Raw genomic sequence first — 21,321 nt, forward strand, 5'->3', positions numbered from 1 at the left:
TATAGCGTGAAATTACCTATTTCAGCAAAACTCTCGTAAAGTATTCACACGAGTAGCAAGCAGTAAAGAATAATGGATAACTTACCTCTTCGACTTGGATTGACAATGTGGTCGCATAATCAATGGCAGCAAAGCTTTTACGGCAGCGGGACAAAGCCCGCTGAACGTTTAGAAAAGTATGCACAGGTGTTCCATACCGTAGAAGGCAACACGACATTTTATGCCACGCCGACGCTCAACACGGTGCAAAACTGGAGAGCAGCAACCCACGATGATTTTCGCTTTACTTTCAAACTTCCTAAAGCCATCACTCATGAGCAAATGCTAAGAGGTTGCAGCGAACAGCTGAGAGACTTCATGAAAGTCATGGAGCCGTTGCATGACCGTGTGGGGCAATGGACAATTCAATTGCCAGCCGCATTTGGTCCTGAGCACCTTGATCGACTGAAAAAGTTCTGTGCGAGCTTTCCACCTAACTTCCCTCTTGGTGTTGAGGTTCGTCATATGGCATTTTTCTCCAAAGGTGAAGAAGAGCGAGCGCTTAACCAATGGTTAGTAGAAAATAACATTGACCGCATTATTATGGATAGCCGCCCTGTCTTTGCCGCTAAGCCAGACAATGAAGCGGTCATTGATGCGCAAATGAAAAAACCAAGAGTACCAGTCCACGCCATTGCTACCGCTTCACACCCTTTGATTCGCTTTATTGGTCATCCAGAAGAACAGCAAAATTACGAGTTTTTTACACCATGGCTCAGCAAGTTGCCGCAATGGATTACAGAAGGTAAACAGCCGTATGTCATGATCCATACTGCGGACAATATAATTGCGCCGGAGTTGGCAGCCAATCTGTATAAAGACATACAAAAGCGTATAACACTTCCTGACTTGGCATCTTTCCCGGCTAACGATGGCAACTCGCAGTTGCAGATGTTCTAACGCAACACATGACAGAGGCGTGAAATTCCCATAAAATACGCGCCTTTTTTGGTGCCTGACGTTTTCAGGCGGCTTGTATGCAGAGACTTGGTTATGAACCCTAAGAGCAATCCAGATACTATTTTTTCGGCTCCAATCGATAAAATTGGGGATTTCACGTTCGATGAACGCGTAGCGGAAGTATTTCCTGACATGATTCAACGATCGGTGCCGGGTTACAGCAACATTATTTCTGCAATTGGTATGCTGGCAGAGCGTTTTGTAAAACCTCACTCAAACATCTACGACCTAGGTTGCTCTTTGGGTGCTGCTACGCTGTCTATGCGTCGTCATATCAAACAAGAAGGCTGTAAGATCATTGCGGTCGACAATTCACCTGCAATGGTTGAGCGTTGCAAATTGCATGTAAACGCGTACCGAAGCGATACTCCTGTAGATGTGGTTGAAGCGGATATTCGTAATATCGATATTGAAAACGCATCAGTTGTCGTACTGAACTTTACTCTGCAATTTCTTTCTCCAGACGATCGTTACGCCCTGCTTGAACGAATCTACGCGGGTCTACGTCCAGGCGGAATTTTGATTTTGTCGGAGAAATTCGTCTTCGAAGATGAAGTGTCAAACGAGCTATTAATTGACCTTCACCACGACTTTAAACGTGCAAATGGTTATAGCGAACTAGAAATCAGCCAAAAGCGCAGCGCGATAGAAAACGTAATGCGCCCAGATTCAAAGAAAGAGCATAAAGAGCGTTTCGCTAAAATTGGCTTTTCTAGCTACGATGTTTGGTTCCAATGCTTTAACTTTGGCTCTATGTTCGCAATTAAATAAACCGTGCATACAAAGGCCCTGAATCACGCCACTTTAGGCTGTTATTTAATAATTTTAATACCATCAACTCAGCGATTAACTAACTATGTTTAACTTTGCAAACTTCTACCAATTGATTGCCCAAGACACACGTCTTCAACCTTGGCTCAATGTGCTACCACAACAGCTAACGGATTGGCAAAATGCAGAGCACGGTGACTTTGGTCGCTGGTTGAAAGCACTGAATAAGATTCCAGAAGGCTCACCGGATCAAATTGACATCAAGAATTCAGTGACCATCAGCAACGACACTCCTTTCCATGAAGGTGAGCTGAAGAAATTAGAGAACTTACTTCGTACATTCCACCCATGGCGCAAAGGGCCATACCACGTACACGGCATTCATATTGATACTGAGTGGCGCAGTGATTGGAAATGGGACCGTGTGCTTCCGCATATTTCTCCATTAAAAAACCGCAGCGTACTCGATGTTGGTTGTGGTAACGGCTACCACATGTGGCGCATGCTGGGTGAAGGTGCACGCTTAACCGTCGGTATCGATCCATCTCACCTGTTCCTAATTCAGTTCGAAGCAATTCGTAAACTAATGGGCGATGACCAACGTGCGCACCTACTGCCGTTGGGTATTGAACAACTACCTAAGTTAGAAGCGTTCGACACGGTATTCAGCATGGGCGTACTTTACCACCGTCGCTCTCCACTGGATCACTTGGTGCAGCTAAAAGATCAATTAGTGTCTGGTGGTGAACTAGTATTGGAAACACTCGTGATTGAAGGTGATGAGAATGCAGTGTTGGTTCCAACTTCTCGTTACGCACAAATGCGTAATGTCTATTTCTTCCCTTCAGCAAAAGCACTGAAAGTATGGTTAGAGTTGGTAGGATTTGAAGATGTGCGCATCGTTGATGAAAACGTCACTTCGGTTGATGAACAACGTACCACAGATTGGATGACGCATAACTCTCTACCAGACTATCTAGATCCGAACGACCCAAGCAAGACTGTAGAAGGTTACCCTGCCCCTCGCCGCGCGGTTCTTGTCGCTCGCAAACCATAATTCGCTGAGATTCCTGACATTGTCTTAACTCATTTTACGAGTTAAGACATTACCCTCTTTCCTCGTACTGAGCGTGTTTGTTTTTCGAGTCCATTTGTTACATCAAAACATAAGCACGCTCTAAATAAGGATGCGCTTTTATGTCCTTGATTTTTAGCTTTTCATCACTATTCCTCAAACAATAAGTAATAGAGAAACATTCTTACTTGTGAGGCTTTATCGATATGAGCTAAACTCCTAAAAAATAAACAACTTAATCCAATCCCAAGGTTTTCAATGTTATTACGATTGACCCCGATTGTTGCCATCGCCTTACTATCTGGATGCTCACTAACCAAAGGCGAACAGTACCACCAAGAAACGTTAGCGGCTATTCAAACTTCAGAAGCGAATGTCAATAATCGCATTACTAACTTAGAGCTTCAGCTCAGCAACCAATCGGACTATATCGACAGCCTTGAAGAACAAGTCGATAAACTACAGGTTGAACTTCTGACATTTCGTGATGAAGCAATGGCAGAAGTGAAAAAGCCAAAAGAGCCGATTATTGTCCAATCTCCTGCTCCTGTGGAACCAACACCAACTCATGATATTGTCCTTGGCTCAATTGAAAAGGTCACTATTGACTCCATTAAGCAGACTTTTGATGCACGTGTCGACACCGGTGCCGCAACCTCATCTTTAAATGCAGTTGATATTGAAGAGTTCGAAAGAAACGGCAAAAACTGGGTTCGATTCCACCTGGCAGATACCAGTAAATCCGAAGAAGAAAAAAATACTTGGATTGAAGCGCCTGTCATTCGTTACGTAAAAATTCGCCAAGTTACCAGTGAAGAACTAGAACGTCGCGCTGTAGTAGAACTTTGGGTGCGCGTTGGAAAAATTCATGAAAAAGCGCAATTTACGTTGGCAGATCGCTCGCATATGAACCATCCTATTTTACTGGGTAGAGAATTTATGCGCGACATCGCACTTGTCGATGTAAGTCGTACCTATATCCAAACGGACGAAGATAAAAAATAATAAGGTAGATTATGACGTCAAAAATACCGTTTTACCTTTCAATCATCTTATTGGTGATTGCGGGCATTGCTTTGAGTGTTTTCAGACATGAAAACTACGGCGTGCCTTGGACACCAGGCGAAACTCGTCAGGTATGGGATGTAGAGGCACGTATTGAGTTCAATGCTAACGGCAATGAAGTCAAAGCTTCACTCGCAGCACCTCATACACAAAGTGGTTATACGCTTATCGGTGAATCCGCTTCCTCTTCTGGTTATGGCGTTTCCTACATTAATTCTGATTCTGGACGTCGTGCCGAGTGGTCAATTCGTCAGGCCAAAGGTCCTCAAACCATTTACTACAAAGCGCAGTTCTTAGTGGACCCTCAGGCTAAAGTTACGCCTCTACCACCAACTGAAGACATTACGTCACCAACTCTATCAGCGCCACAAGCTGCGGCGGCAAATGCCCTTGTTGAGCGTGCGATGAGTCGTTCTGCCGACAATGTGACCTTTACTCGTGAACTCATCAAAGCGCTTAATGACCCAGACAGTCAAAACTCATCGCTACTACTGAATGACTTCAGCCGTACTGATGCACTACATAATATTTTGCTTACCGCAGGTATACAGAGCAAAACCGTCGGTGTTATCGAACTAGAAGATGGCCGTCGACGCCAAACCATTCAACCAATGGTTCAAGTTTGGTCAGGTAAAGATTGGGTGCTGTTCTCACCAAATTCCGAACAGAAAGCCGTGAAACCAAACTTATTAGTTTGGGATGAGTCGAATGTATCCCTGCTTGATCTTGTTGGTGGTAAAAATAGCCAAGTTCATTTCTCAATGATCAAGCAAGAAATGACTCCACAGCAAGCAACAAACAACAAGATAGAAGCTGATGGGCTGCTGAATATTTCAATTCATAGCTTGCCTCTTGAAGAACAAGCAATGTTTAAGACCATCATGCTGATCCCTATCGGTGCCCTTATTGTGGTGTTCTTGCGCGTGATTATCGGTCTAAAAACATCCGGTACTTTCATGCCAGTACTGATTGCTGTTGCGTTTGTTCAAACCCAGCTATTAACGGGTATTGTCGGTTTCTTACTAATCGTTGGCACAGGCTTGATTATTCGAAGTTACTTATCGAGGTTGAACTTACTACTTGTAGCACGGATATCAGCGGTCATTATTACCGTTATTATGATCATTTCGGTGTTCACAGTAGTCGCATTTAAGATGGGCTTAACGGAAGGCTTAACAATTACGTTCTTCCCGATGATCATCTTGTCTTGGACAATTGAACGTATGTCTATCCTATGGGAAGAAGAAGGCGCGAAAGAAGTTGCTCTGCAAGGTGGGGGCTCACTGCTCACCGCAGTATTGGTTTACTTAGCGATGACGAACTCATACATTCAGCACCTAACCTTTAATTTCATTGGTCTACAGTTGATTGTTCTGGCCGGTATTCTATTGCTAGGTACTTACACAGGTTACCGTCTAACTGAGTTACGTCGTTTCAAACCACTAGCGGAGGACTAAACGATGTTCGAAAGTTTTACTTCGCCAGCTAAGCTTCGCCATAAAGGCATTATGGGGATGAACAAACGTAACCACAGTTATATCGGCCGTTACAATGATCGTTCTAAATACCCATTAGTTGATGACAAGCTCAAGACTAAAATTATTGCGCAGGCAGCAGGGGCGACAGTCCCTGCCCTGATCGGCGTTATTCATAACCAAGCAGAAGTAAAGACAATCCATAGAATGGTGCAAGATTGGCCTGGTTTTGTTATCAAGCCCGCTCAAGGTAGTGGTGGTAAGGGTATTTTGGTTATTACCTCGCATAAAGATGGGGTCTATACCAAACCTTCCGGCTCTACAATTGGTAAGGACGAAGTTGAACGTCATATCAGTAATGCGCTTGCTGGCCTTTTCTCTCTTGGTGGTAAAAACGACGTCGCAGTCGTTGAGAACCTGATTAAGTTTGATGATTGTTTCGATGGCTTCAGTTATGAAGGTGTGCCTGATGTTCGAATCATCGTATTTAAAGGCTACCCTGTTATGGCAATGATGCGCTGTTCTACGGCGGCGTCGGACGGTAAAGCAAACCTTCACCAAGGCGCTGTGGGCGTGGGCATTGATATCGCCACAGGTAAAGCAATCCGAGCGGTGCAATTCGACCATCCAGTCACCCACCATCCGGATACCGGCAAAGACCTTTCTACCCTCCAAGTCCCGCACTGGGAGCGCTTGCTTGAGCTTGCGTCTAGTGCGTGGGAGATGACAGGGTTGGGATACATGGGTACGGATATGGTGCTGGATAAAGAGGAAGGACCTATGGTTTTAGAGCTCAACGCTCGTCCTGGCTTGGCAATCCAAATCGCCAATGGTGCAGGCTTGCTTCCTCGTTTGAAACACATAGAGAGCCTCGGCACACCTGCCGAGTATCCAAAGCCGATTGAACGTGTCGCCTACGCAGCAGAGCAGTTTGGGGTAAAACCACAGTTCTAATCGCCAATCACAATATCATTCGCCAGTAATTGTTCGGATTGCTGGCGTTTTTGTTTCCGTTTCCAAAACCGTCTACCTACTCATCTTATTAAACAAACCCATCTCACCTATAACTTGAATCAATGATCGAGCTAACAGAATCAACATAGATCGTTTCTTTTCTCCTTTAACTTTTGAGTATGATGAGGTCTCCCCTTACTCAACTTGAGAGGTTGAGAAATGCTAACAAAAGAAACAGATAACGATGAACCAGAGCTTGAAGAACAAGAGAGCTTAGACCAGCATTTACAACGCTTGTCTGAGCTTTCTGTCCAAGCACTTGAAGAGCTTGCTGAAATGATCGATATCAGAGACGATATTTCAGAGGAATAAAACTTAGCCTCCCCGCTAAGTTCTATTAATAAGCCGAGACTGTCGTCCTACAGTCTCGGCTTATTTTATACGCTTTGAAGCCTCCAGCTAACAAATACAAAAACGCCCGCAATAAATGCGGGCGTTTTACTAGATTCGGAGTTTACGATTCAAACTCTTCGATCATCTCTTGCGCTTCGGTCTTAGGCTTATCCGTTTGACCAAAACCTCGTAGACCAACTACGTGTACGTGCTCATGGTCTTTAAACACCTTACGCACCAACTTGTAGGTAGTCCCTTTCTCTGGGCTGATGTTTTCTGGTGCCGCGATAAGAAGCTGCATATCTAGACGGTCACACAATTCGAACAATGTCGCGATCGATTTCGCATCCAGACGCGCTGCTTCATCCAAGAAGAGCAAACGACAAGGCACAATGTCTTTGCTGCGCAGACGACGAGACTCTTCTTCCCAGCTTTGCACGACCATCAATAGAATTGACTGACCGGTACCGATCGCTTCACCTGTTGATAGCGCGCCAGACTCAGCCTGTAGCCAACCATCTGTACCACGGTTCACTTCTACACTTAGCTCTAGGTAGTTACGGTAATCCAGTAGCTCTTCACCCAAAACCTGAGGAGAACGTTGACCCATATCGATATGTGGGTTCACACGTTGGAACAGTTTCGCCATTGCTTCAGAGAAGGTAAAGCGAGTCGATTCGAACAGATCTTTATGCTGCTCTTGTTGTGTCGCTAGACCGTTCAGTAGCACTTCGTGACTTTCACGGATCTTCACGTTTAGACGTACGCCCTTCACCTGACCAAACGAGATGTTCGACAAGCCTTGGTTCAGCATACGAATACGGTTCTGCTCACGCTGAATCGTCTTCTTGATGATGCTCGCTACCGACTCAGAGCTGATCGCTAGGCGGTTTTCACGTTGCGTTAGCTCTTCCGTTAGACGCGCCAGTTCCACTTCCATCTCTTCGATCGCTTCTACTGGGTCATCGGTGCGGATGATGTCCTGACGAATACGCTCACGAAGGTGTTGGTAAACCGCAATGTAGAACAGAACTTTACGCTCTGGGCGAGCGTTGTCTTCTGATAGACGCAGCGCATCACGCAAGTCGTCATTGTTCGCAACCGCTAAACGCAGCGCACCCAATGATTTATCCGACATCGAACGCAATTCATCCGCCGACATGTAAGCCAGTTCGCGCTTGTGTAGACGACGCTCCACATCGTTTTCACGCGCTAAGCGAAGTACTGAACACCAACCCGCTTTCGCTGCAACGACAAATTTGCGCAGCTCTGCGTATTCTTTCTGCACTTTCTTCAGACGTTTCGCTAAGCCTTTCATCTCAAGCTCGGTCGACGTTATCGTGCGCTCGTATTCACTCTTACGACTACGTGAAGTATGTAAGCGTTCGTGCAGCTCGTCACGACGGCGCATTGCACGCTCTTCCGCACCTTCGTCGGCATTTACGCCATACTCTTGCAGCTCTTGTTTGAACTCTTGTACGGTTTCTTGCTTAGCTTGATGCGAACTCTTCAAAGACGCCAATACTTGGTTGTATTGGTTCATTTGTCCTTGTGCTTGCTTCAACTCTTCACGAGAACGAGTACGAGTCTGTTCAGCTTGAACCAACTTCGCTTTGAGCTGCTCACTCAGTTCGCTACTTTTGTTCAGAAGATCAACCGAGTCTGAGTAAGCGAAGTAGTGACGACGTTCAACCAGATCCGAGAGTGCAAAGATTTGCTTCTTAAGATCTTGTAACTGTTCATCTGCTGCTTTGTATTCTGCTTCTAGTGCATCGAATTGCTCTGGGTCAGCATCAAGCGCAGACGCAATATTCTCTAGTTGCGCGACGGCTTTTGCATGATTGTTTAAGAAGTTTTTCGCCTCTGCAAGCTGAGCGATTTTCTCTTCTAGCTCATCAAAACGCGCTTGCAATGATTCATCTTCAACAAGCACCATGTGTGATGCTAGCTTGTCCAGAGAAGACAGTGCTTGCTTACTAGTTTGAAGCTGAGAGCGTTGCTGCTGCTCTTTTGCATCCAGATCCGCCAGCACGCGAGCGATTTGGTTACGCTTATCACGAATGGTTGCGAGCGCTTGTTCTGGATCAGCGTCAAAAGCTACTTGAATGTGGTTAGACACAAATTGGTTAAATGCTTGGTACAAACGCTGCATTTTCTGAGAGTCAAACGCCGCTTTTGCGTGCTTCTCTACCACTTCTTCTCGTTCGTTACGCAGCAACTCTAAACGCTGCTCACGTGCCGCACGACCAAACAATGGGATCTCAGGCAAGCGAGAGTAACGCATTTGGCGATCGTTCATGCGAACACAAACCGCGCCCTCTAACTCTTCTGCATCGAACGAGCTGTCATCAAAGGCATCGATGTCACCTTCAATGATGTACAAGTCTTCTGGACAGTCGTCTATCTCTACCAGTTTCTCTTCGATACCTGACAGGTCAGAAACAACGATAGCGTGACGAGCCGGACCGTACATCGCACTGAAGTAAGGCGCGTCATCGATCGTAATGTCATCGTAGATCTCAGACAGTAATACACCGCCTAAAGTATCAGCCAAACCTTTCAGGCGAGGGTCGTTTGAACCACCAGGAGAAGCAAGACGTTCAATCTCAGTGTCAAGCTGACTGCGACGCTCAGCAAGTTTATCTTTAGCTAAGGACAGCTCCCTTTCTTGCTCAAGAACAACCTGCATGTGGTTCATTACCGCATGGCGATCCTCAAGGTCTGCCCCGCTCTGCTCTCTCAGTTTCTCTAGCGCATCGTTCGCCGCAATCCAAGCTGGCGCTATCGCTTCAAGCTTACTGATTTCTGCCGCCGCGTTTTGCTCTAGACGGCGCTGTTCACCACGCTGATCACGAACTTCCTCTTGAGCTATCTCTAGTGATTCGATTTGCATCGCATGACGTTCACGTTCTTGTTCAAACGTAACTTCATCGGTTAGCTCGACGTGATATTGCTTTTTGTATTCAGCAACCAGTTCACGTGCTTGACGCTGCTGGTTAAGGCTGCGTTCGAGATCACGGTGTTGTGCTCGCCATTGCTGTTCGTTTTGTGCAATTTGCTGTGATTCTCGAGCTTTAGCGATTGCCGATTTTGCGTGCTCAGAGGCTTCTTTGCGCTCAACAGGGCCAACGATGCTCTGTACAAGCTTCAATGCAGTATCAAACTGCTCTGCCGCAGCTGATGACATATCGAGCTTATGTTTCACAGACAACAACGTATTGGTATTTTCTGACTCTTTGTTTTTAAGCTCCGCCACTAACGCTTGTGCGGATTCTGCCGTTAGGCTGTCATCGCCAAGTAGCTGCTTCGCTTTCTCCAGCGCTTGAACGGCTTGTTGGTATTGAAGCGCGCGAGTTTGCTGAACGTCAAGAGCTTGCTGGTAATCAGCAAGTTGCGTCTTAAGGCTGTCCACCTCTTCTTCTGCAACGGTCGCTTGCTCTTCAGCCATCATCACGCGTTCTTGCGCTTCTTCCACTACCATCATTTGTTCTTCAAGACGCTCGCTCAGCTCTTCAAGATCTTCTTGGTAGCGTTCGATCTTCTCTTGCTGACGCAGTGCGTTTTGCACCAGCTGCAAGTGATCCGAAGCCGCTTGGTAGTCTTGCTCTAAAGAAGATTCTGATTCGATCAGCAGTTCCAGCTCTTCTTGAACGCGGTTAAGCAGGTTGTTTTGCTCAATCAAGGTCTCGCGAGAACCAAATAACTCTGAACGCAAAGACAGTGTCTGTTCTAGTTTTTTACGACGCTCGTTGGCATGGCGCATATAGTCCGCTGCCACGTAGTTGGTCGACTCTGTAATCAAGTGTTTGAACAAGTCACGGTCTGCTTGCGTAGTTTTGATCGCTTCTAGCGTCATGCGGTTTTCACGCAGCGCCGATTCCATATCTTGGAACGCTTTCTTCACGCCGCCGTTTTGTGGCAGAAGGTAGTCACGTAGCGAGCGCGTAATCGCACTTGAAATACCACCGTAAAGCGATGCTTCGATCAAGCGGTAGAATTTAGAGCGGTCACCAGAGTTACGCAATTTCTTCGGAATCACACCGAATTCAAACATTTGTGCGTGGTAATCAACAATAGAAGAGAAGGCTTTGAATTGAACACCTTCAAATTCCGCGATCGATTCTTTTACTTCGTTGATTTGACGTACACGAGCTTGAGTCGCAGATACGCTTTCAACCAAAATATCTGTTGGTTTTATATGGCTTGGAAGGCCTTGAATAACAAACGGTTTGATGTCTACTTTCTTATCACGACCCGCTACTTGCTGCAGTTTTACGGCAAAAAGTAGGCGTTGGTTACGTGAGTTCACCACGTCTAGCGCTGCATAACACGCCCCCGGTTGTAGCTTACCGTATAGACCTTTATCGCGAGACGATTGGCTGCTGCCCGCTTCGGTTGTGTTACGGAAGTGCAGTAGCGTTTGGTCAGGAATCAATGCGGTGATGAATGCCGCCATTGTGGTTGATTTACCTGCACCGTTACCACCTGATAGCGTGGTGACTAGACCATCGATGTCAAACGTACGGGCAAAGAAGCCGTTCCAGTTGACCATGGTCAGCGATTGGTATTTACCGCGTTCAATCATGCTCATGCTTCACCCTCTTCTGTTGTTTCTTCTTGGGCTTGGTCGTCTTGATCTTCTTCAGACAATAGGCTGCCTTGGCTTGGCTCTTTGGTGTGCACTACCGCTTCACCATCACGGATCAGACGTAGCTGCGCTTCACGCATATCATCGCCAATACGTACATCGGCACCAAAGCGGAATACCGCTTCACTGATGCTGAATTTACCGGTCTCACCAATGTTGATGATCATGCCTAGGCGGCGTAGACGACGAAGTGACGTGCGTACTTTTTCAAACAGCTTTTCTTTATCAAGGTCAGAACCGGTAGCACGGTTGGTCACCAGCTTCATCAGCTTGTTTTCATCTGCTAGTGCAAGCAGTTCGTCGTACAGTTCTTGGTTAGTGAAGATACCTTCGTGCGCAAGACGCTCTGGGCTTAGGTAAAGGAAACACAGTACCTTACCCACCAGCATATCCAGCTCAGAAAGCACACTGCGGCCAATCAAAGAAGTTGAACGAGGACGAAGGTAGAAGAAACCTTCTGGCGCTTTCACCAATTCGGTATTGTAGCGCTGGTAGAAAGAAGAAAGCTCAAGTTCGAAGTCCGATAACAACGCGTGGTTATCCAGATCTTCACTTGAGATATGACGCCCTGCTCGTAGCATGCTGTCTAGCGCTGGGAACAGAGGGTTAGAGATTGCTTTTGCCAGATTCTCTGACATGTATTCATTAGTATCGGTCGATGACATTCGCTTGTACCTTTGCCCCAAATTCGTTGATCGCTTTCCAGTCTGGTTGAATCGCTTGGTAATCCGATTCTGAATACCCTAGACGCACAGCTTGATCGACAATAATGCGAGCTAAATCAAAATGATGAGTGTAAGGATGCTGTGCAAGGTAATCTCGCAATACCACACTCAAGTCGATTGGCGTGCCTTGATCTTTATGCGCTTTTAGCATGTCACCAATTCGTTCAGACAACTCATCATTGACTTGTTGAAATTCTTCATACTCTACTTCCATCGGAACTTGGCCGGTCACTTCGTCATCACGTAGCACCAACGCCTCATCACGAAGGTCAGAAAGCCTTTCCGCATCTGCATAAGTCAGATACCAAGGCGCATCGAAGTAATCTTTGACGGATTGACGCAGACGCGAGCTAAACGCACGGTTCTTATCCATATCAATTGCAGTACGGATGAACTTGTGTACATGTCGGTCGTAGCCAATCCAAAGGTCGATCGCTTGCTGGCCCCAGCTTGTGATTCGGTCCAGCTTCATTTGCAGACCAAACAACGCTTCTTCGATGAACTCTAGCTCAGGATCGCCGTACACAATTTCTTGAATATCTAGGATCTGAGTTTGCAGTTCATCACTGGCGGCTTGCAGCGTATCTTGAAGTTCACGCAACGTGCTTGATGTTTCTGATAGGAGCGCTTCACAGTTGTTGATCGCTTCGCGCCAGTCTTTATTTAGCAGATCGGCAATTTGTTGTTTTACAGATTGCTGCTGCTCATCCATCACACGCTGGTTAAGATCGATTTGATCGAAGATTTCGCCTACAGAATATTTTAAAACTCCGTATACGTTTTTCTTCCAGTGGCCCGGTGTGCCACCTTTTTGTGCAGCCTCAATCGCTTTCGCCATTTCATCTGCCACCATAGACAGTTGAATAGAAAGGCGCAGTTTCGAGAACTCACGATGACGCACGTAGTAATCGGTAATTCCTATCGCTAAAGGCGACAAGCGGTAAATACTCGCTCCGTCAGTAATCTCACTGACAAAACGGCTAATAAGGCGCTGCTTGACCATCTCGTTGATGGCGTTGTTCGCACGAAAAGCGGATGCTTCGCCAGTCTCATCAAATAATCGAGTGACGATGGCAAACGCATCATGCAATTCACCTTCACCCAATTCTTCATCGAACCTTTCATTACTCAGTACGGCAATGGCTATCAAGAATGCCAATCGCTCTGTGGTCAGGTTCAACGAGAAATCGTGCTGCTTAACCCAGCCAACCAACTCATCGATTGGTTGCTCTGCAGCATTGAGAGTCATCTCACTCATTGTTATTCCTGTTTATCGTTCTTTTTAGCCCACACATGAATGTAGCGGCCTAATGAGAGGTATGGCTCTTGTCGACAAAGTTGTTTTTCTAGCGCCAACACATCTTCAAACTCGTAATCGCCCATGTATTGCATATTACCTATGTAATCACTAAATGAGCGGATACCAGATTTGCCACAAATACTAAAGCCTGAATCTTCTATCCATTGGTAGACTTCTTCAGGTTTTAAGCCTTTTTGCGGCTGTAGTTTAAATCTTTTTCGGTGAGGCATGCCGTCTAATATATGAGGAATGTTGCCACAAACCACGTTTTTATAGACTAAACCATGGTGGTTATAGAACATCACTGATGCGATGCCTCCCGGTTTTACTTGTTCTAGTACCGTTTCAAGTGCGGCCTTAGGATCGACCAACCACTCCATGACGGCGTGAAACATAACAAGATCCACCTGTTCATCCATATGCTCACCAATGGATTGGACAGGCGAATGAATCAGGCGATACTGCTCAAGCAAACCGTTTTTTTCAATATCCTGCTTAGCCAACTGCAGCATTTCCGAAGATAGATCACATAAAGCGATTCGATGTCCGAGCTTAGCAAGCTTTTGCGACATTTGTGCCAAACCACCACCAGCATCCAACACCTCTAGGGGTTGCTGGTCAGCATCTAATTCACTTAGAATCTGTAGAAAATCTTCCCACACAATGATTTGGCGGATCTCCCCTTTATCGGAGCCGTAAATATTTTTTGCAAATTTGTGGGCGATATCGTCGAAATTGCGGTCTTCTGTCACTTCTGCTGAGTTATCATAACGGATTGTGCCGCTATTCTGGCACAAGGAAAGCAGGAATAAAGAGGGGTACCCTCATTTTTATTATCAATTGATGTTTTTTCGGACTATTTATGTATGTTTGAGCTGAAAAAAGTAGTGTCAGCCTTGCTTATGCCACTTCCGGCATTGCTGCTGATAGGCTTGTTGGGTCTTGCTCTCATTAGTTTTACCACAAAACGTAAAACTGGCTGCTTCGTTGTTCTATTCTCTTTTGTTGGCATTTTTCTTGTTGCCTTCCAACCTGTTTCAACCAAGCTTCTTATGCCATTAGAGCGAGAGCATAAAGCCTTTTTGCCAGTTTCTGGCACCATCGACTACGTGATGGTTTTAGGGAATGGTCATGTTATCGATGACGAAATTCCACCCACCTCGCAGTTAAGCCGTGCAGCATTAATGCGCTTAACTGAAGGCATTCGTATTTTAAGAATGTATCCAGGTGCTAAATTAATTTTGTCTGGCTATGCTGGCGGATCTGAAATTAGCCACGCGAGAATGATGGCGAACGTTGCCCTTGCGTTGGGAGTCGCGAAATCCGATATCATTTTATTAGAAGATGCGAAAGATACGTGGGAAGAGGCGCGTCAAGCGGCTGCATTCGTTCAACAAAAGGAGATTGTGTTAGTCACTTCTGCGAGCCACATGAGCCGTGCATTGTATGAGTTCAACGCAGCAGGCATTAAACCAATCCCAGCCCCGACCAACTTCTTGGCTATTAGCGAAATCAGTCAACCTTGGGATAAATACTCACCTAAAGCGCGTTACTTAGAACAAACAGAGCTTTATTGGCATGAGTACTTGGGCAGCATTTGGCAAAGGTTGCGTGATACTGTCGGCCAAACACCAATGGTTGAAGCAAAGTAGTACTATCTTGAAACCACAAAAAAGGAGAGCCGAAGCTCTCCTTTTTCTTTTTAAGACTTAGGTTTGTTCAGTTTAATCACCAGCAAACATATAGCCTTCGCCGTGCACCGTCACAAAAATTTGCGGGTTCTTTGGATCAAACTCCATTTTTGCGCGCATACGTCGAATAAGAACATCAATAGTACGATCATTGGGAGCATCAACTCGGTGGCTGATCATATTCAAAATACGCTCGCGACTTAACACCTGGTTAGGGTAAGACGATAACGCCACCAAAAGTTCGTATTCTGCTTTGGTCAATTTTACGGGTTCGCCGTTACGGCTCAGCGCACGACGTTGAATGTCGAATGTCCACTCTCCAAAACGTACAATATGTTCTTCACTGGTTTCGTTCGCTTTCGCGCTACCGCTACGCGCTGCTGAAATACGCCACAGCAAGTTTTTAACGCGAACCAACAACTCCCTCAGTTCAAAAGGTTTTGTCACATAATCGTCAGCGCCCATTTCTAGGCCTACGATTTTATCAATGCTATCCGTGCGTCCTGTTACTAATATGATACCAATATCCGATTGGCTACGTAATTCACGAGTAAGCATCAGGCCGTCTTCACCCGGCAGGTTGATATCCAGCATGATTAGGTCTACATCACCCGCTTGCAGGACCTCACGCATTTCTGCGCCACTCTCTGCTTCGCTGACTTGGTAACCCTCATTTTGGAAATATCCCGCAAGCTTACTACGAGTTACAACATCATCTTCTACGACTAATACGTGATAGCTCATTTACACCACTTTTCTGTCTTCTTATTATCCAAGACGTATTCTATTCATAACTAGTAACATTTCTAGTCATAGATACATTAAAAAGCAAGATTTAGCGTTTTTATTGATTCAAAACAAGCTTACCCATCGCTATTAATAAACGTTAATTTTTGACCATAAAACATAATAATTATAGTTACTGCTATTCATTTTAATTGATTACACTTAGGGGATACCCCTAATTGACTTTGTGATGCACAACTTGAAGCATCATTCAGGAGCCCAAAATGCAAGAAGTGAAAGCTTTTAATGAAAAACGCGCTGAAATTTACTGGTGGTTTTCGAGCTTGTTCGCAAAAGAGCTAACAGAGAAAGAGCTGGAAGCCTACCACAGTGTTGAAATTCGCAGTTTTCTAGCAGGTTTAGGTGAAAATGAGTCGCTGAAACCAGCCGTTGATAGCCTCGTTGATGCGCTAAACCGATTGCAAGATCGTGAAGACGCTCAATTGGAGCTTGCTGCTGACTTTTGTGAACTGTTTTTGAAGACAGAAAAATATGGCGCTCTTCCTTACGCATCGATGTACATCGGTGAATCAGGTTTGCTGAATGACAAGCCAGCCGAGGAAATGGAAAAGTTGATGGCAGAATTTGGCGTTCAAGTAGATGAAAATCTAAAAGAGCCTGCTGACCACTTAGCCGTTGAACTCGACTTTCTCGGCAACATGATTATCCGCTCAAACGAACTTGAGCAAGAAAAACACATGGAAGAAGCCTTCGTTAAACAAAACGACTTTATCCAGAAACAGTTAATGTCTTGGTTACCTCAGTTTGCAGACAAATGTAAACAATTCGACGAATTTGGGTTCTACTCGAGCGTCGCGAAACTATTAGTTGCATTTTGTAAACTAGACAGCGCTTACCTTCTTGGTGAATAATTGCCGCCTATTTTTAAGGAGCCCGCCTATCGGGCTTCCTGTATACCTGAAATAACTGAATGTAAGTAAGTTGGGTATATTATTCGTTTGCCTTAACTTAGCTCAAAGACGCTTGGTTATTTAGCAGTCAAAATGTGACTTCAAATACACAAATCTCTTGCTGAAAACATTGCTAGTCAGTCCACATAGGGCTAAAATGTGAGCGCAAACGATTAAATATGATTTATATGTAAACCGCTGAAATATAGCGGTTTTTGTGTTTTTTAACAGGTTGATGGCAATTTCTCATCAGATAGAAAAAAGATAAAATTCATCGACCGATGCTGCTACGTACCCTTTTGTCGTACTTGGACCAACCGCTGCCGAAACACTTAGCGCCAACCTTAGATTGCTGGGTGTAAAACCATTAGAGCATCAGGTACATCCAACACGACATATTTCAGTAGCTCGATACAGGACACCATTTATGGCCACTATAAAAGACGTTGCTCGCTTAGCCGGCGTTTCCACTACGACAGTTTCGCACGTTATCAATAAAACGCGTTTCGTTGCAGAAGCAACGCAAGAAAAAGTAATGAAAGCCGTGGACGAGTTGAATTACGCGCCAAGTGCGGTTGCACGCAGCCTAAAGTGCAACTCAACTCGTACGATTGGCATGTTAGTAACGCAGTCAACCAACCTATTCTTCTCAGAAGTGATTGACGGGGTTGAGAGCTACTGTTACCGCCAAGGCTACACTCTGATTCTGTGTAATACGGGTGGGATTTACGAAAAACAACGCGATTACATCCGTATGCTGGCTGAAAAACGTGTTGATGGCATCCTAGTGATGTGTTCTGACTTAACCGAAGAGCTTAAAGAGATGCTTGACCGTCATGCCGACATTCCTAAAGTGGTCATGGATTGGGGTCCAGAAAGCTCACAAGCGGACAAGATCATGGATAACTCAGAAGAAGGTGGCTACATCGCAACCAAACATCTGATCGACAATGGCCATACTGATATTGCTTGTCTAAGCGGTCATTTTGAAAAACTTGCTTGCCAAGAGCGCATTGCAGGTTTCCGTCGCGCGATGAGCGAAGCGAACCTAACTGTAAATGAGGACTGGATCCTTGAAGGTAACTTTGAATGTGATACGGCCGTATTAGTCGCAGATAAAATTACAGCAATGGACAAACGTCCGACAGCGGTATTCTGTTTTAACGACACAATGGCTCTGGGCCTAATGAGCCGCCTACAACAAAACGGTATCAAAGTTCCTGATGATATTTCAGTGATCGGCTACGACAACATCGAGCTTGCGGAATACTTCTCTCCACCGTTAACAACTATCCACCAACCTAAACGTCGTGTGGGTAAAAATGCGTTCGAGATCCTACTTGAGCGAATCAAAGATAAAGAACACGAAAAGCGAATTTTCGAAATGCAACCTGAGCTTGTAATTCGAAACACCGTGAAGAAAATGAACTAAAATTCGCCAAATATAACGATGTCAAATAAGCGCTCTAAAAGGGCGCTTATTTTTTGTCTCTAAATAACTTTTCCCTGACTTAGGTTTGTTAGACAAAAAATCTCGAATCTCTAAGTCTCTGTTTTATATGTAGGTAAATCACACTCCCTCACAACCTCGAGATCATCCCGCCTTATTCTCAAATATGCACAAACATGCGCTTGTCGACACTTTTTATTGAACCAGAATCACACTTTTACGGGTAAAACGTGATGTTAATTCAATATACGAAGTATGCTCATTCTGTCACGCACAGGGCAAACCATTCGAAAGGGTGGGACGCAAAGCCTCCGGCCTGAACCATAGTACTATATGGAAGGTAGCGGGGTTACCGATGGCAAGTGTGCAAGCGATGACTTTACCCTGTAATGACATTGCTTTTGCGCATGTTTGCTACTCTCTCGGACCTGACTTTTGGTGGCGTAATATTAATTACACCGAGATAACAAAACATGGATAAACCGATACTCAAAGACTCTATGAAGCTATTTGAGGCACTTGGTAATATCAAGTCGCGCTCAATGTTTGGTGGCTTCGGACTATTCGCTGATGAAACAATGTTTGCACTAGTTGTAAATAATCAGCTTCATATAAGAGCAGACCAACAAACTTCATCTGACTTCGAGAAACAAGGGCTAAAGCCTTACGTTTATAAGAAACGTGGCTTCCCAGTCGTTACTAAGTACTACGCAATTTCCAACGATTTATGGGAGTCTAGCGAACGCTTAATCGAAGTAGCTAACCAATCGTTGAAAAAGGCAAAGCTTGAAAAAGAACAGCAAGCAACTACAAAGCCTAATCGCTTAAAAGATTTGCCTAACTTACGACTGGCGACTGAACGCATGCTGAAAAAAGCAGGCATTGAGTCAGTAGAAAAACTGGAAGAGGAAGGTGCACTTAACGCTTATAAAGCGATAAGAGATACGCACTCTGCAACCGTCAACATTGAGCTGTTATGGGCACTAGAAGGGGCTATTAACGGTACTCATTGGAGCGTTGTACCTCAAGCTCGCCGAGATGAGTTGATGAACGGCCTCCAATAAAAGTCGGCCTTAAAAACTATCTTGTAAAACCGCAGTCTAATCTGCGGTTTTTTTGTGAAATTTTTTCGACTTTCCTTCTGTCTTATTATATATATCCCAAATTGGAATCATAAATATGAATAAGAAACTGATATTAGGCCTAATCCTGGTCGCGATCATTATCTTTTTAGGCGTTAACTTTAGTCAGTATTTAACGTTGGAAAATGCAAAAGCACAACAAGAAGCGCTGACCACATACATCGATCAGAACTTTGTTTTTTCGGCAGCTATTTACTTTTTTGCCTACATTGCAATTACCGCTTTTTCTATTCCTGGGGCAGCTGTGGTTACATTACTTGGTGCGGCTCTATTTGGTTTTTGGACGAGCTTATTACTGGTTTCTTTCGCCAGTACTATGGGTGCAACGCTAGCATTTTTAAGCAGCCGATATTTGCTGCGTGACTGGGTACAAAACAAGTTTGGCAATAAGTTAATCGCAATTAACCAAGGTGTCGAAAAAGACGGTGCATTTTATCTATTTTCCTTGCGTCTCATTCCGGTATTCCCTTTCTTTCTTATCAACTTGTTGATGGGCTTAACGCCAATGTCTGTAGGTCGATTTTACCTTACTAGCCAAGTAGGTATGTTGCCAGGCACTGCAGTTTACTTAAACGCCGGTACTCAGTTAGCAACAATTGAAAGCCTGTCAGGCATTATTTCACCGGCGGTATTGGCCTCTTTTGCATTACTGGGGCTGTTTCCAATCATCACTAAATGGGTTATGAATAAAGTAAGGCCAACACCGAGTCAGCAAAACTCATAATTAGTAAGTGGACGTGTTTGATGAAAATATTTATCGCTAAAAACCCAGCAGAAGCGCATATCGTGTGCGAATTATTGAAAACCGAGCAAGTCTATTGTGAAGTCCGCGGAGAAGGTATTTTCGGTTTAAAAGGAGAGCTGCCGTTTAGTGATGATACCGATCCTTATGTCTGGCTTTTTGACGCCAAACAACGAGTAAAAGCAGAAGGAATAGTACAAGCCTACCGCAAACAATCCGATGGAAATAAGTATCAAGATTGGCAGTGCCCGAAGTGCCATGAGGTAAACGAGGGGCAGTTTGGTGCTTGTTGGCAATGTGGACATCAAATAGGGGAGCCTTAATAACTCCCCTACTCCTATTCAATCGATTTATTAAGCGCTAAGCAGAAACCGTTTGCTGCTTAATAAATTCGATGGAATGTTGATTGAAATCTTCAGGGCGCTCAACATTACAAACATGACCACAGTTGGGGATCTCTCGTAAAACACTAAGCTTATGCGCCGCAACCATTTCTTTAACAGGCTTAATAAACATGTAATCTCTGTCGCCCATTAAATAGAGTGTGGGAATGGGTAACTCTCGATCTTTAAAATACTTCATTAAAGGATTTACATCAGCAGCAAGAATAAACCAACGTTTAAATTCTTTTTGGCAAAGCTTCTTGGCCTCACGAATAAAAAGATGGCGAGACTCTCGCTGGCTTCTCTGTGGCATAACAATGTACGCAAAAAGTTTGTAGAGCCACATGTACGGCAGAATGTGCTTACAAAAATTACCTAATTTAACCAATATTTGAGAACGAGTATTGAGCCTTGTGACAGCGCCACCGAGCACCATTGAACGCACGCGCTCTGCTGATAATTCAGCAAGGTTTCGAACAATAATGGTACCAAGCGACATACCGACAAAATGAGCGGATTGGATCTTTAAATGGTCCAATACTTTCAAAATATCTTGGGTAACTTCCGTAAAGGTATAACGGCTGGCAATGAGCTCTTTAAGTAACTGATTTGACTTTCCATGACCTCTTAAATCGATCAGCAATAAGTTAAAATGTTGCTTGTAAGCTTTGATTTGCTTGAACCAGATAGAAGAGCTACCGCCAGCACCATGCACAAATACAACCCACTCATGACTAGTAGGGTGCAAATAGGTTTTATGAAAAAGTAGCGGCTGGGTCATATTCAAGTATCAAAAAGGTCGTGCTATTGA

Annotated in this window: 19 protein-coding genes and 1 riboswitch; of the genes, 13 read left to right on the forward strand and 6 right to left on the reverse strand. The window is 44.8% G+C overall.

The annotated features are described in order from the left end of the window. Positions 1–105: 105 nt before the first annotated feature. The 7 genes from D8S93_RS06270 (at position 106) to D8S93_RS06305 (ending at position 6,711) form a co-directional block, all read left to right on the forward strand. On the forward strand, positions 106–939 hold the full coding sequence (locus D8S93_RS06270) for a DUF72 domain-containing protein (RefSeq protein WP_227483957.1): 834 nt from the start codon (positions 106–108) through the stop codon (positions 937–939). 93 nt (positions 940–1,032) lie between these two features. Next, the gene (cmoA, locus tag D8S93_RS06275) at positions 1,033–1,770 is read left to right on the forward strand and encodes a carboxy-S-adenosyl-L-methionine synthase CmoA (protein WP_048626189.1); all 738 of its coding nucleotides are present in this window, start codon (positions 1,033–1,035) and stop codon (positions 1,768–1,770) included. Between the two features lie 85 nt (positions 1,771–1,855). Then, positions 1,856–2,827, forward strand: coding sequence for a tRNA 5-methoxyuridine(34)/uridine 5-oxyacetic acid(34) synthase CmoB (gene cmoB / locus D8S93_RS06280; protein WP_005390743.1), 972 nt, complete (start codon positions 1,856–1,858; stop codon positions 2,825–2,827). A 276-nt stretch (positions 2,828–3,103) separates the two neighbouring features. After that, entirely contained in the window at positions 3,104–3,850 is a 747-nt protein-coding gene (locus tag D8S93_RS06290; protein ID WP_012841986.1) for an ATP-dependent zinc protease, read from the forward strand. Between the two features lie 11 nt (positions 3,851–3,861). Continuing rightward, positions 3,862–5,367, forward strand: coding sequence for an inactive transglutaminase family protein (locus D8S93_RS06295; protein ID WP_152812474.1), 1,506 nt, complete (start codon positions 3,862–3,864; stop codon positions 5,365–5,367). A gap of 3 nt (positions 5,368–5,370) precedes the next feature. Then, on the forward strand, positions 5,371–6,339 hold the full coding sequence (locus D8S93_RS06300; RefSeq protein ID WP_006742116.1) for an alpha-L-glutamate ligase-like protein: 969 nt from the start codon (positions 5,371–5,373) through the stop codon (positions 6,337–6,339). Between the two features lie 219 nt (positions 6,340–6,558). After that, a complete protein-coding gene (locus D8S93_RS06305; protein WP_005390736.1) occupies positions 6,559–6,711 on the forward strand; it encodes a hypothetical protein in 153 nt (50 codons plus the stop codon). Positions 6,712–6,853: 142 nt separating this feature from the next. On the opposite strand, the gene mukB is transcribed toward D8S93_RS06305, so the two are convergent. From mukB to cmoM, 4 genes are read right to left on the reverse strand one after another with little or no spacing between them, the layout of a single operon-like run. Then, the gene (gene mukB / locus D8S93_RS06310) at positions 6,854–11,317 is read right to left on the reverse strand and encodes a chromosome partition protein MukB (RefSeq protein ID WP_152812535.1); all 4,464 of its coding nucleotides are present in this window, start codon (positions 11,315–11,317) and stop codon (positions 6,854–6,856) included. A gap of 2 nt (positions 11,318–11,319) precedes the next feature. Further along, complete coding sequence (gene mukE / locus D8S93_RS06315) at positions 11,320–12,045, reverse strand: chromosome partition protein MukE (RefSeq protein ID WP_005378379.1); 726 nt, start codon at positions 12,043–12,045, stop codon at positions 11,320–11,322. Beyond that, entirely contained in the window at positions 12,026–13,363 is a 1,338-nt protein-coding gene (gene mukF / locus D8S93_RS06320) for a chromosome partition protein MukF (RefSeq protein WP_048626187.1), read from the reverse strand. Before mukF ends, mukE begins: the two co-directional genes overlap by 20 nt. 2 nt (positions 13,364–13,365) lie before the next feature. Further along, positions 13,366–14,157 carry a tRNA uridine 5-oxyacetic acid(34) methyltransferase CmoM gene (gene cmoM / locus D8S93_RS06325; protein ID WP_012841987.1) on the reverse strand — a complete coding sequence of 264 codons (792 nt, stop codon included), beginning with the start codon at positions 14,155–14,157 and terminating at the stop codon, positions 13,366–13,368. A gap of 114 nt (positions 14,158–14,271) precedes the next feature. Here cmoM and elyC point away from each other — a divergent pair, with 114 nt between their 5' ends. Further along, positions 14,272–15,057: an envelope biogenesis factor ElyC gene (gene elyC / locus D8S93_RS06330; RefSeq protein ID WP_006742121.1), complete on the forward strand. Its 786-nt coding sequence runs from the start codon at positions 14,272–14,274 to the stop codon at positions 15,055–15,057. A 72-nt stretch (positions 15,058–15,129) separates the two neighbouring features. Here elyC and torR read toward each other — a convergent pair whose 3' ends face one another. Next, a complete protein-coding gene (gene torR / locus D8S93_RS06335; protein ID WP_005390726.1) occupies positions 15,130–15,840 on the reverse strand; it encodes a two-component system response regulator TorR in 711 nt (236 codons plus the stop codon). Between the two features lie 266 nt (positions 15,841–16,106). Here torR and torD point away from each other — a divergent pair, with 266 nt between their 5' ends. From torD to D8S93_RS06360, 5 genes are all read left to right on the forward strand, one after another. Further along, complete coding sequence (torD, locus tag D8S93_RS06340) at positions 16,107–16,754, forward strand: molecular chaperone TorD (RefSeq protein ID WP_047008553.1); 648 nt, start codon at positions 16,107–16,109, stop codon at positions 16,752–16,754. A gap of 466 nt (positions 16,755–17,220) precedes the next feature. Further along, positions 17,221–18,225 carry an HTH-type transcriptional repressor PurR gene (gene purR, locus D8S93_RS06345; RefSeq protein ID WP_005390722.1) on the forward strand — a complete coding sequence of 335 codons (1,005 nt, stop codon included), beginning with the start codon at positions 17,221–17,223 and terminating at the stop codon, positions 18,223–18,225. 285 nt (positions 18,226–18,510) lie between these two features. Further along, positions 18,511–18,600, forward strand: a riboswitch (cyclic di-GMP riboswitch). 116 nt (positions 18,601–18,716) lie between these two features. Continuing rightward, positions 18,717–19,307, forward strand: a complete 591-nt coding sequence (locus D8S93_RS06350; protein WP_005390721.1) for a TfoX/Sxy family DNA transformation protein — start codon at positions 18,717–18,719, stop codon at positions 19,305–19,307. A 115-nt stretch (positions 19,308–19,422) separates the two neighbouring features. Beyond that, on the forward strand, positions 19,423–20,109 hold the full coding sequence (locus D8S93_RS06355; protein WP_046874737.1) for a TVP38/TMEM64 family protein: 687 nt from the start codon (positions 19,423–19,425) through the stop codon (positions 20,107–20,109). Positions 20,110–20,129: 20 nt separating this feature from the next. Further along, a complete protein-coding gene (locus tag D8S93_RS06360) occupies positions 20,130–20,450 on the forward strand; it encodes a DUF2007 domain-containing protein (RefSeq protein WP_152812476.1) in 321 nt (106 codons plus the stop codon). Positions 20,451–20,487: 37 nt separating this feature from the next. Here D8S93_RS06360 and D8S93_RS06365 read toward each other — a convergent pair whose 3' ends face one another. Beyond that, positions 20,488–21,291 carry an alpha/beta fold hydrolase gene (locus tag D8S93_RS06365; RefSeq protein ID WP_006742124.1) on the reverse strand — a complete coding sequence of 268 codons (804 nt, stop codon included), beginning with the start codon at positions 21,289–21,291 and terminating at the stop codon, positions 20,488–20,490. Between the last annotated feature and the right edge of the window lie 30 nt (positions 21,292–21,321).

Source organism: Vibrio sp. VGrn 2 (genome assembly GCF_009361695.1).
In the GTDB taxonomy this organism is placed as follows: domain Bacteria; phylum Pseudomonadota; class Gammaproteobacteria; order Enterobacterales; family Vibrionaceae; genus Vibrio; species Vibrio diabolicus.